Origin of the sequence: Undibacterium sp. Di26W, assembly GCF_049340265.1 — a bacterium.
In the GTDB taxonomy this organism is placed as follows: Bacteria; Pseudomonadota; Gammaproteobacteria; order Burkholderiales; family Burkholderiaceae_D; genus Undibacterium.
The window spans coordinates 1-16,990 of sequence record NZ_JBMPOR010000013.1; the positions used below are offsets into that span (position 1 = coordinate 1).

Here is a 16,990-nt window from a genome sequence, read left to right on the forward strand (position 1 = left end):
AGTGAAACATCACCAGTCGTCAGCCTGGCCAGTGTCACTGTGGATACCAGTGGCAACCTGCAGCCAGGCACCACCGTCAGTGCTGCCATCGTCACCAGCATGACTTACGATGCATTGGGTAACCTGACTAGCCGTACCGAAGCCACGGGTAGGCCAGAACAACGCATCACCCGTTATGAATATGATGCAATGGGTCGTCAGGTCAAAACCATTTATCCACCTACGTCTGTGTATGACGGGGCGGGTGACACGCTGACCGTGAATGGCTCCAACAGCCTGGCGTTTGCGTCAGAAAGACAGGTCACGCTGCAAAGCACGGTCACTTATGACAGCTTTGGTAATGTCATCGCCAGTCGTGATGTGGCCGGTAATTATAGCTACCGCACGTATGACAAGCTGGGGCGTGTCAGTTATGACATGGATGCGCTTGGTAATGTGACTGGTTATAGCCGCAACAGCTTTGGAAATACCACGGCAGTGACGCGCTATGCCACGGCCATCAATACGAGCAGTATCACGGGCAGCGCAGGTAAAGCACCTACTGCCAGCCAGGTCACGACGGCGCTGGCAGCAACAGACCATAGCCAGGACCGGACCACCATCACCCGCTATGACCGGTTGGGACGGGTGATAGAAACCACTGAAGCGGCGACCTGGGTGAATAGCGGGCAAGATGGAGCCAGCAGCATACTGGTGTCTAAAGTGACGCGCTTTAGCTATGATGTGTTTGGTAATCTGAGCCAGACAGCGGTGCTCAATAATCCTGAGACCGATAGCTGGGACATCAGCCGGTACTTCTATGACAAAGATGGCCAGAGAACCGCCGGCATCAATGCCATGGGTTATGTCACCACCAAAACCTACGATGCCGTCGGTAATGTGATCCGCTCGACCGAGTATGCCAATGCCAGTAGTGTCAATACCAACGGTAGCCTTGCTGTACCGGTCAGCAACGACGATGACCGCACCACCGTCTTTGCCTATGACAAGGCCAATCGCCAGATCAGCCAGACCCGCCTCAATGTGGATGTCAGTGATGCTGCCAGCAGCACCGCTAGCATCAGCAACGGCCAGCGCACGCGGGGCGATGTCACCACCAGCCAGCAATATGATGCCGTGGGCAACGTCATCAGCAGTACCGATGGATTGGGCAATAGCAGTTACCGCTATTACGATGCCCTGAGCCGCGTGCGCGCTGTCACCGGTGCTGTTGCTGCCAATAGTACCAACAATGCAGGTGCCAGCCAGACTCTGGTACCGTTGACAGAATACCGCCGCGACGCCTATGGCAATGTCGTCGCCAAAATCGAATACGCCAACGGTGCCGCTACAGCCAACAGCCAAAGCTATACCAGTACGGCCAGCAACATCGATGACCGCATCAGCCTGGCACGTTACGATAACCGTGGCAATGTCGTGCAAAACGCCGACACCAATGGCATCAATCACTTTGCATCTTATGATGCACAAAACCATCTGGCAAAACAATGGCAAGCCGTCACCAATGCCGATGGCAGTACGCACACCTTGTTTACCGCTTATGAATATGACGCCCTGGGTCGTCGCACAGCCACCATCACGCCCGGCACCAATATTCAACTGAGCGCTGATGGCATGCACATCAATTACATCAACCAGGCTCTAATAGCCGTGGTGCGTGATGAAGTCAGCTATAACGCCTTTGATGAAGCCATCAGCCAGCGCAGCAATGGTATTGAGATCGCCCACTACGACTATGACAACGCCGGCCATCTCTGGCGCAGCAATAGCGGTGGCGTCACCAAGGTCATGCAATATGATGTACAAGGCCACCAGACCGTCACTTTAAGCAGTGCCGGTATCAGCACTGCCAGCCTGAACCTGGGTAATGGCGACCCACTGGCCAGTATCAGCAGCGCCGCACAAGCCAATTACCTGTCTGGCCTGCGCCGCAGCACTACGCAGTATGATGCACAGGGCCGTGCCATTACTTTGACCCTGCCTACCCGTGATGGGCAAACACCAGTCATCCAGCAAAGCTTTGATCGCTGGGGCAACCTCACCAGCCGCAGTGACTTGAATGGGTTTAACGGCAAGACCACCTATCAGTACAATGCCAGCAACCAGTTGATCCGCCAAAGCAGCCCGGATGCGGCAGGACAACAAAGTGCCAACAGCGCTGTGACGGCCTTCTATTATGATCGCGCCGGTCGCCAGATCGCTACCCGCGATGCCAATGGCAATGTCAATCGCCAACGCTATGATGCCAACGGTCAGTTGGTTCAGGAAACCCATGCAGATAGTGGTATCGTCAGCCATGCCTATGATGCCTTTGGTAACCAGATCACGCTGACCGACGCCAATGGCAACCACATCCACTATCAGTACGACCATATGGGTCGCCTGGTCGAGACCAGCAGCGATCCGGTTGGCCTGTACGGCTTCAGCACTGGCTATGTCACCGGCAGCACCCAAAGCCTGGTCAGTCGCATCACCTATGACCAGGCCGGACGGGTCACCGTCAGGAGCAATGCCAACGCAGAAACGATGCATTACACATATGACTTGCGCGGCAATGTCGTGTTCAGCCAGAAACCACTGGGCCAGTTTGAACAATATGCCTATGACACCCAGGGCCATCAAATTGCCTATCGCGATGCCAACGGCAACATCAGCACCTGGCAGTTCAATGCACAGGGCCAGTTACAAAGCCACAAAGACATTGGCGGTGCCACCTATAGCTACCGCTATGACAGTGCCGGACAATTGCTGCAACAAACCAATAGCCGTGGCCAGAACCTCAACTACCATTACAACGAAGCTGGCCAAGTCACTCAGATCCGCGACCTCGCTACTGACAAGACCACGCTGTACAGCTACAACCTGGCCGGACAACACACGCGGGAACAAACCATCCAGGCCGATATCAGCCTGCAAAACACCCGCCTCACTTATAACGCCCAGGGCCAGATATCCCTGATTGAAGCACTGGATGATGGCTATCTCACTGCACTTGGTTATGACAAGGCCGGTAACCTCTCACATGAAAGCGATGTGCAACAGACACAGGCTGCAGGCACGACGAGCCGTCAGGTCAGTATCAGTGGCAGCATGCATACCGTCAGCCATGAAACGGTGGCCAGCACTTCTTTTGTGCATAACAATAACTATGCCTATGACAGTATGCAAAGGCAGATATTGGTTGAAGGGGCGAATAACAACAATGCTGCTGACGCCAATAATGTAAACAGCACGCAAGGCCATCTGCTGACTTATGACAAGAACGGTAATGTGACCAGTGATACCAGTTGGGGTAAGGAACTGGTGGGGCAGATACAGACGGATGCGAACGGCTGGCCGACCACCGTCTATGTCGTGCGTGAAGGCCTGATCACCCGTTACTTCACGTATGACGCGGCCAACCGTGTCACCAGTATTGCGGTAGCCAGCTATGACCCACAAGGTAACCGTCTGCAACGGGAATTGGCGTCGGTCGTGGACCAGCGCATGTATGACGGGGCTGGTCGCCTGCTGCAGCAAGGTGTCTACAACGGCACGATGGACCAACGTTATTTGGAGGCGTTGAAGGACAGTCAACTGGCCGCCTATGCAGAGACGACAACCCAGGATGCTCACTACTATGATGCCAATGGCCTCATCAGAAAAGATACACGCAACAATGTGCTGGGGCAAACCGTTCAACAGACTGACTACACCAACTATGACACAGCAGGCCATCTGCGTGGCTATAGCAGCGACGACAATGTGGGCAACCACGTTGACGTCACGCTGGAACAAACCTTGGGTGAAGGCTATTTGCAAAGTCAGGTTCAGTCTACCTACACCAATGCGGACTGGTCTTCGCTCAATAGCGCGGAAACGCAACAAAGCAGTTATGACGTGAATGGTCAATTGATGCAGGTGAACATCACCAATAGTAGCAATGGTACCGACACCCACAGCGTCAAACACCAGGTCACCGATGCCCGTGGCCAGGTGGTGCTGAGTGAACAGGCAGGTATTGCCACCAGCAACCTGATCGTCAATCGCCAGGTATTTAATAGCTGGACAGGGGCAAACCACAATAACTTCGTCGCCAATAGTGGCAATGGTACAGGTAAAACAGATACCTGGGCCACGCCTGCACCGGCACCAACAACAGCGGCTTTGTTTGCTACCAGGGCTATGTTTAGTGCAATGGCTTTGAGTGATGGTGAGGCAGGTGCAGCAGCGGTCTTCATGGATACCACGGATTCAGTGGATAGCGACGTATCGATGGAAACACAGGCAGAGGACAACGTCAGCTTTGCACCGATGATGATGAGTGAAGCCATGGATGCGAGCGCAGAGTCCAGTGCCAACATGCCTCCTGAAATACCGTCCATAGCCCCGCCGACAGATATGCTTACGCTGCTGGCAGAATTAGGCATAAATACTGGTAGGCTCGCGGGAGCGACGTTTCAGTTGCAGCAATTGATGGCAGCAGACCCGGCTACGCCAGCCGAAGTGATTAATGCCTGGCAAGTCTATGTTGCTGGCATGCAAAGTCTGGTTAACGGTCTTAGAGCACAAGTAGCCATATGGCAAGGAGGAGGGACGACGCCAACGGATCCAACGAATCCAACAACGCCGACGGACCCTGGTAATCCAACCACGCCAACCTTACCGCAACCACCCGCTTTGCCCGCACCTGTCACATCAAATGACTTGGGCACCTTGCAAACTGAGCTCAACATGCGTACCTATAATTTGACACTGGCCACCACGCAGTTGCAACAGTTGACGGCATCCAATCCAACAGCCGCAGCGACGCTGGTGGCATGGCAAGCCTATATCGATGGCTTGCAAGCGCAGATGGCCAGTATCAATACACAAATAACGGCCTTGCAGCCGGTCAACCCACCAGTGACACCGCCTGCACCAGCAGGAACACTGGCTGCCGCAACAGCCGCCAGTGCTTCGCTTAAAACGACGGTGACGACGACCAACACGGCTAATGCGACCAATGCGAATGTCACCGGTACCGTGAATAGCAATCAGAACACGCTGGGGCTGGGAAATGTGACGACGGCGCAGGCCAGGACATCTGCGTTGACCTCCACTGATACTGGCAGTTTGCAAGCAGAATCGGGAACCGGCACTACCACTCAGACGCTAGATCCGTCTGGAAAAACACCACAACAATTGGCGAAAGAAGCTTACGATGCGGAGATGAAAGATAGAAATCGTGGGCACAACGATTATTTAGGGACAGGAACAAACGTCAGACGTGGATATGATGGTAGTGGAGTTGGTGGTGGAGTTGGCGACGGTTTTAGTGGCGCTGGTGGTAATGGAGGTGGAAGCAGTCTGAACGATGAGTTTGGATTCGGCTTGTCGCCTACTGTCATTGAAGACAATAACAATGGCGCTATGTCTTTCAGTGATTATGTCGATTACTTCACTGCCTTGCTCAGTGGTTCACAGCCAGATACTTCTGATTTTGCGACGAACAACGCTACTACCGCTGTAGTGGTGGGTTCAAGTATCAACACGACAAATGTTGGGAATATCAGCGATTTGCTCAATCCTAACGATATTCAAGTGGCTGGCGGTGCTAACCCCAATTCAACCAATTGGGGAGTAACGCCGTCTGAGCAGGGTTACCCCAACTTAAATAATGGCACACGTCTTTTAGTTAGCGGTAATGATCCTACTGGGGGCGGTCAAAATTCTACAACAACGACAAATACAAATAGCAGTACCACTTTGGGAATAAAGCTTGTAAGCACAGGAAACAGTGGCTTCACAGCAACAGACACAACGCCTGATTATCCAGCCGGATATTTCCCGGCGGGGACAATTTATACTAGAGGCGTCTCACTTGATGCAAATGGCAATACAATTCCTGCTGTTAAGCTAAGCAATGGATTGGTAGTTGAATTTCCTAACCAAACAACTAATGCGGTGCCAAATGTCAACACAACCACCAATACACAAACCACGCCAAATACAGCAACTCTTAACTTGCCTGATCCAACGAATCTTTACACTCCGGTACACGGAATTTTTGGTGACATCTACGGACGTTCTGTTGATAGATTAAATGATCCAAATTCAACATATGTTGAAAATGCTGGTAATTTGCTTGCTGCTACTGGCGCTATTCCTTTTGCATTAGTTGAAACAATTGCCGTTGAAGCTCTGAACGCTGTTAATAACTTCCACCTCGGAGGACAATCGCTTGGGAGGTACTCTCTCACCGATAACGTCAACGATCTGGCTTATGCATTGGGAGCATTTGGGAGGGGGATACTTGGTCTAACGGGATTAGAAAGTATTGTAGAGTCTATTGTTAATACTGCTGTGGAAAAAACTCCTGCTGACCTTGTTACGAGTACTGCTGATAGAAAAATTGTTCGTGATGATTTACTGCCGGATAATGTTAATGGGGATGGCGGGGCGACATTTCAAGTAAGGGGGAATTCTTCTCCAGGTGTTGTGGGGGCTGAGAATGCCGCTGTACCTTCGGGCTATGTTCGAAATCCAAACGGTACGATTACGGGGCCAAGGGGCGGCACATATTCGCCAACAGGTACCTTGGATAGCAATGGTAACTCGATATTTATAGATCACACCGGTAACTACTACACCTTGACATCAAATGGAGCAACTAGGATTGCGTCGCCTAATCCAGCATCGGGTATCGGTGCGACGGGTCAGATTGGTGAAGATGCACTTCAGTCGCTTGGAGGAGCGTCACAAGTTCCATTTGAAACTTCCCGGGGAGCACGTATTGTCGATCAACTTGATTCAAGCAACATCGCCCATGAGTCAAAAGTAGGCTACACTTCTCTTGACGCGGTGACAGAGATTCAAGTTGCTAAAGATGCCGAACTACTGAGGACAGGTGCAGTCAATGGCGTAACGTGGCATTTTTACGTAAGCCCTGTTACGGGTCTTGGTGGGCCGTCCGAATCCTTGCTTAACGCACTTAACAATGCTGGTATTAATGTGGTGATCCATTAACTATGAAATTCGCACCTAACTATTTTCCGCGCCCAGGAAGTACTTACTCTCCAAACCCAGGGATTTTTTGGGCAATGGATAAAAACCAACTCAAAGAATTTTATGAATGGTTTATGAGCAGCTTGCCCTATTGCCTTGAAGAATTGATGCAGTTGGTTGTGGGCACGCCCGGTTTTGAAGATTGGAATGCAGACGATTCACCAGATTCATTAAATGGATTGGGTGACTGGTTTGCGATGCAAGTCGAAACCAGAGAGTTAAGCCAAGATGAGCTACAAGCAATCAAAGCCACATTGATTTCTCCGATAGAAATCCAAACTTGGACTCTGACTGATGAGACCAAATCCTTGGCGCTTTATGTTGGGATGTACTATGGAGAAGTTGCAATCAAAAATAATCCGTTACTGAAATGGGAGCAATCGGTTCAAATGGCTGGCAAAAAAAAGATGGTTGATTATGGGCAACCAGTAGTAGCTGGTGGAAATTTCGTCCCGACCAATCCCGTGAGAGTTGCACATGTATTTGCAAATGGTATCGCTAGTGGTGGGCAAACTGGAAGACGGCTGCGAGAGGTTTATGAAAGTAGGGCAAAGCTTGTGATGGCAGTATCAAAAAATTGACTTTCTTGCCTGGCATTGCACCGGGCTTTTTTATGCCGGTACGCCGACAATATAAAAACTCACAAGCCCGCGTACGTGCAATTCGCACGCCTGGCAGTGGCATCTGCGTCCTTGAAGAATAATGTCGTGTCGCTCCTGACGAAACATGGTTGATAAATGTGGGGCATGTCAGACATGGTTTTGCAATGCTTATCGGCATTTTGACGTTCAACATGCGTGCGAATACGCGGAGCTATTCGCACCTACGCGGACTACAAACTCAACTACAGTACGATATATTCACGGTACCCCCGCAATAATTGTGAGGAAATTATGTTGTATAACCCAACAAGAAAGCGCCAAGTCAATGAGGAAGGTAATCTGGCTCGTGTCCTAAGAACCGAATATGACGCAAATCGCCCGATGGGCAATGTTGCTCAACATATGTTATCAGATGTTGTTTCTGCATGGCTTGTTGGACAAGATGAACAAGTTGGAAACATCATTCCGCGTTCATTACAATGGATAGACAAAGCGTTTGAAAGAGATGAAAAATTTGGTATTGACCAGAACGGATATCTTACTTCTTTATATTGGACAAAAGCCGTCGGTGAATGGATGTTAGATGGAGTCAATAGTGAGGGGTTGTGGGACAATGCACGCATATTTGAAGAGGCTCGGTGGCGCTATGAAAAACGACCATGGCCAACCAATGAAATTATCAAATCAGGACTTGATGATTATATGGCCTTTGCTTACCAGGGTGGCGAATATAACGATGGCTTTGAGGCTGGCGTCGACATGTTCGAGCGTTGGACAGGCCAAAAAGGAGTATCCCTCTCTAAAATACTGAAACCTCGAGAATTCGCCTACGCATTGTGCTTACACAGATTGGCACGTCAGCAATTTGATGAAAATGAATTGCTTGAAGCTGGTCGAAAAATGTTGCAAGCAAATTTGCAAGAAACTTGGCTAGGTGGCGGGCAATATTTGCGTGCTGCGACTTGGTTAAAAATTGTTTATTGGCATTTTGCCGATTCGTTATCGCCACTTGAAACGATACTGAAAGCTTATGACAATATGCCCCATATAGTACGTCCAGATTTTTTGAAGCTGTAAAAAATTCTTATTGTGTGCCTTGTTACCGTCGCATTTTGAATCAAACTAGGTGCCTTGATAGCTGCCCTGTTCAGCGTTGTGCGACACGAAGTCGCCCACTATGACTATGACAACACCGGTCATCTCTGGCGTAGTAACAGCGGTGGTGTCACCAGGGTCATGCAATATGATGTACAAGGCCACCAGACCGTCACTTTAAGCAGTGCCGGTATCAGCACCGCCAGCCTGAACCTGGGTAATGGCGACCCACTGGCCAGTATCAGCAGCGCCGCACAAGCCAATTACCTGTCTGGCCTGCGCCGCAGCACTACGCAGTATGATGCACAGGGCCGTGCCATTACTTTGACCCTGCCTACCCGTGATGGGCAAACACCAGTCATCCAGCAAAGCTTTGATCGCTGGGGCAACCTCACCAGCCGCAGTGACTTGAATGGGTTTAACGGCAAGACCACCTATCAGTACAATGCCAGCAACCAGTTGATCCGCCAAAGCAGCCCGGATGCGGCAGGACAACAAAGTGCCAACAGCGCTGTGACGGCCTTCTATTATGATCGCGCCGGTCGCCAGATCGCTACCCGCGATGCCAATGGCAATGTCAATCGCCAACGCTATGATGCCAACGGTCAGTTGGTTCAGGAAACCCATGCAGATAGTGGTATCGTCAGCCATGCCTATGATGCCTTTGGTAACCAGATCACGCTGACCGACGCCAATGGCAACCACATCCACTATCAGTACGACCATATGGGTCGCCTGGTCGAGACCAGCAGCGATCCGGTTGGCCTGTACGGCTTCAGCACTGGCTATGTCACCGGCAGCACCCAAAGCCTGGTCAGTCGCATCACCTATGACCAGGCCGGACGGGTCACCGTCAGGAGCAATGCCAACGCAGAAACGATGCATTACACATATGACTTGCGCGGCAATGTCGTGTTCAGCCAGAAACCACTGGGCCAGTTTGAACAATATGCCTATGACACCCAGGGCCATCAAATTGCCTATCGCGATGCCAACGGCAACATCAGCACCTGGCAGTTCAATGCACAGGGCCAGTTACAAAGCCACAAAGACATTGGCGGTGCCACCTATAGCTACCGCTATGACAGTGCCGGACAATTGCTGCAACAAACCAATAGCCGTGGCCAGAACCTCAACTACCATTACAACGAAGCTGGCCAAGTCACTCAGATCCGCGACCTCGCTACTGACAAGACCACGCTGTACAGCTACAACCTGGCCGGACAACACACGCGGGAACAAACCATCCAGGCCGATATCAGCCTGCAAAACACCCGCCTCACTTATAACGCCCAGGGCCAGATATCCCTGATTGAAGCACTGGATGATGGCTATCTCACTGCACTTGGTTATGACAAGGCCGGTAACCTCTCACATGAAAGCGATGTGCAACAGACACAGGCTGCAGGCACGACGAGCCGTCAGGTCAGTATCAGTGGCAGCATGCATACCGTCAGCCATGAAACGGTGGCCAGCACTTCTTTTGTGCATAACAATAACTATGCCTATGACAGTATGCAAAGGCAGATATTGGTTGAAGGGGCGAATAACAACAATGCTGCTGACGCCAATAATGTAAACAGCACGCAAGGCCATCTGCTGACTTATGACAAGAACGGTAATGTGACCAGTGATACCAGTTGGGGTAAGGAACTGGTGGGGCAGATACAGACGGATGCGAACGGCTGGCCGACCACCGTCTATGTCGTGCGTGAAGGCCTGATCACCCGTTACTTCACGTATGACGCGGCCAACCGTGTCACCAGTATTGCGGTAGCCAGCTATGACCCACAAGGTAACCGTCTGCAACGGGAATTGGCGTCGGTCGTGGACCAGCGCATGTATGACGGGGCTGGTCGCCTGCTGCAGCAAGGTGTCTACAACGGCACGATGGACCAACGTTATTTGGAGGCGTTGAAGGACAGTCAACTGGCCGCCTATGCAGAGACGACAACCCAGGATGCTCACTACTATGATGCCAATGGCCTCATCAGAAAAGATACACGCAACAATGTGCTGGGGCAAACCGTTCAACAGACTGACTACACCAACTATGACACAGCAGGCCATCTGCGTGGCTATAGCAGCGACGACAATGTGGGCAACCACGTTGACGTCACGCTGGAACAAACCTTGGGTGAAGGCTATTTGCAAAGTCAGGTTCAGTCTACCTACACCAATGCGGACTGGTCTTCGCTCAATAGCGCGGAAACGCAACAAAGCAGTTATGACGTGAATGGTCAATTGATGCAGGTGAACATCACCAATAGTAGCAATGGTACCGACACCCACAGCGTCAAACACCAGGTCACCGATGCCCGTGGCCAGGTGGTGCTGAGTGAACAGGCAGGTATTGCCACCAGCAACCTGATCGTCAATCGCCAGGTATTTAATAGCTGGACAGGGGCAAACCACAATAACTTCGTCGCCAATAGTGGCAATGGTACAGGTAAAACAGATACCTGGGCCACGCCTGCACCGGCACCAACAACAGCGGCTTTGTTTGCTACCAGGGCTATGTTTAGTGCAATGGCTTTGAGTGATGGTGAGGCAGGTGCAGCAGCGGTCTTCATGGATACCACGGATTCAGTGGATAGCGACGTATCGATGGAAACACAGGCAGAGGACAACGTCAGCTTTGCACCGATGATGATGAGTGAAGCCATGGATGCGAGCGCAGAGTCCAGTGCCAACATGCCTCCTGAAATACCGTCCATAGCCCCGCCGACAGATATGCTTACGCTGCTGGCAGAATTAGGCATAAATACTGGTAGGCTCGCGGGAGCGACGTTTCAGTTGCAGCAATTGATGGCAGCAGACCCGGCTACGCCAGCCGAAGTGATTAATGCCTGGCAAGTCTATGTTGCTGGCATGCAAAGTCTGGTTAACGGTCTTAGAGCACAAGTAGCCATATGGCAAGGAGGAGGGACGACGCCAACGGATCCAACGAATCCAACAACGCCGACGGACCCTGGTAATCCAACCACGCCAACCTTACCGCAACCACCCGCTTTGCCCGCACCTGTCACATCAAATGACTTGGGCACCTTGCAAACTGAGCTCAACATGCGTACCTATAATTTGACACTGGCCACCACGCAGTTGCAACAGTTGACGGCATCCAATCCAACAGCCGCAGCGACGCTGGTGGCATGGCAAGCCTATATCGATGGCTTGCAAGCGCAGATGGCCAGTATCAATACACAAATAACGGCCTTGCAGCCGGTCAACCCACCAGTGACACCGCCTGCACCAGCAGGAACACTGGCTGCCGCAACAGCCGCCAGTGCTTCGCTTAAAACGACGGTGACGACGACCAACACGGCTAATGCGACCAATGCGAATGTCACCGGTACCGTGAATAGCAATCAGAACACGCTGGGGCTGGGAAATGTGACGACGGCGCAGGCCAGGACATCTGCGTTGACCTCCACTGATACTGGCAGTTTGCAAGCAGAATCGGGAACCGGCACTACCACTCAGACGCTAGATCCGTCTGGAAAAACACCACAACAATTGGCGAAAGAAGCTTACGATGCGGAGATGAAAGATAGAAATCGTGGGCACAACGATTATTTAGGGACAGGAACAAACGTCAGACGTGGATATGATGGTAGTGGAGTTGGTGGTGGAGTTGGCGACGGTTTTAGTGGCGCTGGTGGTAATGGAGGTGGAAGCAGTCTGAACGATGAGTTTGGATTCGGCTTGTCGCCTACTGTCATTGAAGACAATAACAATGGCGCTATGTCTTTCAGTGATTATGTCGATTACTTCACTGCCTTGCTCAGTGGTTCACAGCCAGATACTTCTGATTTTGCGACGAACAACGCTACTACCGCTGTAGTGGTGGGTTCAAGTATCAGCACGACCACTGTTGCCAATGTAAACGATTTGATCAATCCTAACGATATTCAAGTGGCTGCGGGAACGCCCAACCCCACGACAACTAATTGGGGGCTAACCCCGTCTGAGCAAGGTTACCCCAACTTAAATAATGGCACACGTCTTTTAGTTAGCGGTAATGATCCTACTGGGGGCGGGCAAAATTCTGGGACAAATACAGGTACAACGACTGCTGGGACCAGCAATGACTATATATCGTGGACCCATACATCAACCAGGATAGAAGGCACTACCATATCTGTGGTCAGTGCCATCACATCCGGTGTAGACGATTTTGTAAACGGATTGATAAATTACGATTCCAGTTTGGGAGTCATGGCAACTTTTGGGCAAACCTATTCAACAGTAGCTGGTATGAACATCAGGCAAACTATCAACAATGCCGGCACTAGTATTGCGAATTTTGTTAATGGCGCAATAGGTGGCGCAGATTTTAATCATGCGATTGCCAGCTACAATAATGATAATTATCTTTATGCTGCATTGTATGGGATGCGCTCTTTAGGTAATGCCGGGTTGACTTTGTTGTCCTTTGGGACGTATGGGGTTGCCAGGGAAGGCGTTGTTCAAACAGCTGAATCGTTTGCTGCCAACAGAGCGACATACGTTGGCTCAGGTACAAGAAATACATATGCCAACAGCTATATTAACGCCAATTATACGACTACAACTGGGCAGAATATTGCTACAGGTCTTCCGAACACTACGGGTACAATAACATCTGTAGAGGGGCAAGGGGCTTATTCAGCAGGGGCAAATAGTGCAGGAAACCTTTCTAGTGTTTGGGGTCTTACTCCAACAGCGCGAGGCACTGCGATTGAAGCAAATCTTGCACAGACAGAGTATGCGGACTGGTTCAATGCCGGGCAATTGAATAACGGAAAATTCCCGCTGATCGATTTCCAGAAAGGTAATACGTTAGTCAGTTTAAAATCCGTTGATACGACGGGTACGTCATGGATGGGGCGGATGCAAAATGAAATCGACAATCTTGGAACCAATGGGGCAACCGTCAATGGGCAACTCGCCAATATGGTACTTGATATTAGGGTACAACCTGGAGGAAGTGCAGCCGCACAACCTTTGGTTAACTATGGTGCGGCTCGCGGAGTCACCGTTATTATTAAGGAATACCCATAATGAAGAATAATAGAATTGAAAGGCTTAAGCTTGTGTTCCCGCTAAAGCCGAAATTTGAATCAGAAAAAATTGAGATGGGGAAATCCACCGTTGTATGGCAAGCCAGAAATGGTGAAATTGCTCCCGTTGAGGCATTGCAAATGCTTAACGACATAATGCAACAGCTAGGGATGGAAGTAAAATTTAAGACTCAGGAAAAAACTATTTCCACTACAGCTCTTTTGACACGGGTTGCGCAGACAGGTAAGTGGACACAAATAGAATCTAATAATTTATCATTTCAATTTGGTGCCGTGGGTTTGTATGATCACAGTTTCATCCTTATTGAGGAGCAGGTGGCAGGCGCGGCAATTTGCTGGGATAGATGGGTTAAACCATTTTTGGCCGCTCCTGGCTTTGTCCAGGCATGGGTATCAGACGTTGAATACGATCATTGGCAAAATGCGAAAGACATCCTGGAATATACGGCTGTAGGGCGTGATTACTCTCAACTGCCAATGATTTCAAATGGATTGCCGCCCCCGCTGGAACAGAAAATTATCGACACGACGAATAATCCTGGTCGCTGGTCGCTACAATCTGGTTACGTTGAAGCCATCGGCGCGACAATGTGGCTTGGCGACTCCTTTTGGGAACGTGTTGGCGCAGACCGCAAAGAGCGCGTGAAGTCAGTCAACTGGTTGAATGTCGAGACTGTGAATGACAATACTTTGCATGTGCGGGCATCAGAAAACAGCTTTAGCGATCAGCGTACAGCAGAGGTGCAGAATAAACTTCGAGCGATTTTGTACGGAACATAGCCCGGCTGACTGAGATACATCTGCTGCTGCCCTGTTCGGCGTTCAGTTAAACAAAATCATTCCAAAGGCAATGTACGGACGGAAATTTTCAAATGGCCGCAATAAGGAAAATGTGATGAAATGACGTTTTACATTTGCATGCATGGACACCACTATCGCAAGTGGGTGAGCATGTTGAACGCATTTTCGAAGATTTCTATGGTTAGCACGAAGCAATTTGATTATCTTACTGAACGAGTGCGTTCAGGATTTAGCGATTCAGAAAAAGTATTTATGGGACAAATATACTCTCCCATGGATGATGGTGGAATGATGTTTATCTCTGCTGAGTCACAAGAAATAGAGGGCTTAAAGGTTTTTCTAAAAGCTGTTCAGAAACCAAGAGGCAGAATCCAGGAAAAATGGAGCATCAAAATTCTCGCAATTTGTATGACCATGTAGAATGCCGCGAAAACGAAACCAGCCTTCTATCTTGCCTCTCCGTTTTATTGAACTTATGGGGCGTCAAAGTCAGACTTACGCACTTGCTGGGTCTGGCTCCGTTGGCTCGAGGGCAGATGTCAGAAAAATTGTTACTGGTGCTAACCCGGCGGTTAGGCATGCAGACCATGCCTGTCGTCAAAGAAGATTTGGCGACAGCGCTGGCGTCCTGGCCTGTGCTTGTATTGTGTGAATCCGGTTTTTGTTTTCTGTTGCTTAAAACCGAGCGTGATCATTTTGTGGCTGCCCTGCCGGGCTATGCAGAGCAGGTTTGTAAAGTTCCTTTTAATGCGAAACTCTTGCAGCAGCCTTCTATTGCCTATGCCGTACGCATGCCTCATTTGGGACCAGTGGTGCCCAAAGGGGAGCGTCATCCCAAGCTGTATTTATTGCCTTGGCAAGACAGCTATCGTGGTGTTTATGATAGAAGTGCGTTATTAGCTTATGAAGCGCAGACTGCAAAATTGTCCCGGGTATTTTTCTTTCCACCGCAAGCGCTGACAACACTGACTGTTCCTGCTTCAATGGCATCACACGCAAGCATTTGTCCGACGCGCCCGCAATATTATGGCTGCTACCGTGATTTCAATTTGAAGCGTGGTGATACCGTGTTTGTGCAACATACAGCGTTGCCAGCATCTGTGGATACCTTGCTTGCCATCGCACGTGAACATCATCCAAGTGACGTACCAGCAGCAGTGCAGTTTGCTGCCAGATTGTTTTCTGACTTTTTAGCCATTCACCCATTTGTTAACGCCAATCAAAGAATGGCAATGCTGATCGTCACGCACTATTTGGAAAAATGGAATCTGTCTATGCAATGGCAGCAAATTACCAGTACGCAGTTCTATTATTGGATGCGTTTAGCTACGCGGGGGCATATCTGTTTTTTGGAGGAAGGATTCAAGGCTCACGTTATCCAGCCCGCGTAGGTGCGAATAGCTCCATGTATTCGTGCGCATGGCAGTATCAGTCATCTGCGCCCTTGAAGAATAATGTCGTGTCGCTCCTGACGAAACATGGTTGAAAAATGTGAGGCGTGTCAGACACGGTTTTGAAATGCTTATCGGCATTTTGACGTTCAACGTGCGTGCTACGCGGGCTTGGAGGTAAAAAATGATTGAAAAAAATGCTTCAATGAGCGAACAAAATATTTTAATAGACAATATACCTGAGAATATTGCTACATTAGCAATTGAGCCCTGGGCAGAGGAAATTGCGATTAAGCAAGGAGACAAAGTATATGTGGTGGGATTTAGCCCGATTGCGAATGCTCGGTTACAGCTTGAGTTTACAAAAAATTCGTTAATTATTTATGCTTGGCAAGGCTCAACATTAACCATCCGTTTGAATGAGAAGACTCTAGAAACGGCATCAAAGGTCATCGAGGCGATTTGATGGCGAAAATATAGTGAAACCTGCAATACCAACAACAAAACAAAGACGAACATATCTGCTTTCTGGAGGAAGAATTTAAGGCCAACGTCATCCTGCGTTAGCGATCAATGGCAACAGCGTTCACTAATTGCAGACGACAAAGCCTGTGTGCTGAAACCATAGATTTTTCTGGCTCACTTGTGAACTATACGAGAGTTAATGCTGCGTTTAAGAAACCATAATGAAATGTCGATGATAATTTTAAATCCTGAAGTAATTGAAGAGTTAAGAAAACGCAGAATGTCGGGCGAAAATCCTTCGGCGTTGCTTCACTATCTTAAGAGTCAATGTCCGGATAACGGAGGTCTTGGATTGATGGGTATGAAATATTTTAGAGAAGCTTTTGATTTCTCATTAGGACAGGTTTTATCGATTCCCGGATGGGCAAGTGGGGAAATCCCTGATGAAAGAATTGATGAGTTTCTTCTGCCTGAATTTAATCGAAAGAATCTGTAAAAAATAATCCTTTATTCGCACCTACGTGGGCAGATGCAGTGACATTCTTCA

Annotated in this window: 9 protein-coding genes; all 9 read left to right on the top strand. The window is 49.7% G+C overall.

Going from position 1 to position 16,990, the window contains the following annotated elements; genetic code table 11:
- The first annotated feature begins 39 nt into the window (after window positions 1–39).
- The 9 genes from ACO0LM_RS15865 to ACO0LM_RS15905 all read left to right on the top strand — a co-directional run bounded on the left by ACO0LM_RS15865 (window position 40) and on the right by ACO0LM_RS15905 (window position 16,939).
- Entirely contained in the window at window positions 40–6,987 is a 6,948-nt protein-coding gene (locus ACO0LM_RS15865) for a hypothetical protein (RefSeq protein ID WP_423038244.1), read from the top strand.
- Window positions 6,988–6,989: 2 nt separating this feature from the next.
- Window positions 6,990–7,607 carry a hypothetical protein gene (locus tag ACO0LM_RS15870; protein WP_423038245.1) on the top strand — a complete coding sequence of 206 codons (618 nt, stop codon included), beginning with the start codon at window positions 6,990–6,992 and terminating at the stop codon, window positions 7,605–7,607.
- A gap of 312 nt (window positions 7,608–7,919) precedes the next feature.
- Window positions 7,920–8,705, top strand: a complete 786-nt coding sequence (locus ACO0LM_RS15875) for a hypothetical protein (protein WP_423038246.1) — start codon at window positions 7,920–7,922, stop codon at window positions 8,703–8,705.
- A 54-nt stretch (window positions 8,706–8,759) separates the two neighbouring features.
- Window positions 8,760–13,766, top strand: coding sequence for a hypothetical protein (locus ACO0LM_RS15880; RefSeq protein WP_423038247.1), 5,007 nt, complete (start codon window positions 8,760–8,762; stop codon window positions 13,764–13,766).
- Entirely contained in the window at window positions 13,766–14,566 is an 801-nt protein-coding gene (locus ACO0LM_RS15885) for a hypothetical protein (RefSeq protein ID WP_423038248.1), read from the top strand. The genes ACO0LM_RS15880 and ACO0LM_RS15885 overlap by 1 nt, the downstream gene beginning before the upstream one ends.
- Window positions 14,567–14,764: 198 nt before the next feature.
- On the top strand, window positions 14,765–15,007 hold the full coding sequence (locus ACO0LM_RS15890) for a hypothetical protein (RefSeq protein WP_423038249.1): 243 nt from the start codon (window positions 14,765–14,767) through the stop codon (window positions 15,005–15,007).
- Window positions 15,008–15,123: 116 nt separating this feature from the next.
- Entirely contained in the window at window positions 15,124–15,978 is an 855-nt protein-coding gene (locus tag ACO0LM_RS15895) for a Fic family protein (RefSeq protein ID WP_423038250.1), read from the top strand.
- A 184-nt stretch (window positions 15,979–16,162) separates the two neighbouring features.
- Window positions 16,163–16,444, top strand: coding sequence for a hypothetical protein (locus tag ACO0LM_RS15900; RefSeq protein WP_423038251.1), 282 nt, complete (start codon window positions 16,163–16,165; stop codon window positions 16,442–16,444).
- A 231-nt stretch (window positions 16,445–16,675) separates the two neighbouring features.
- Window positions 16,676–16,939: a hypothetical protein gene (locus tag ACO0LM_RS15905; RefSeq protein WP_423038252.1), complete on the top strand. Its 264-nt coding sequence runs from the start codon at window positions 16,676–16,678 to the stop codon at window positions 16,937–16,939.
- Window positions 16,940–16,990: the final 51 nt, after the last annotated feature.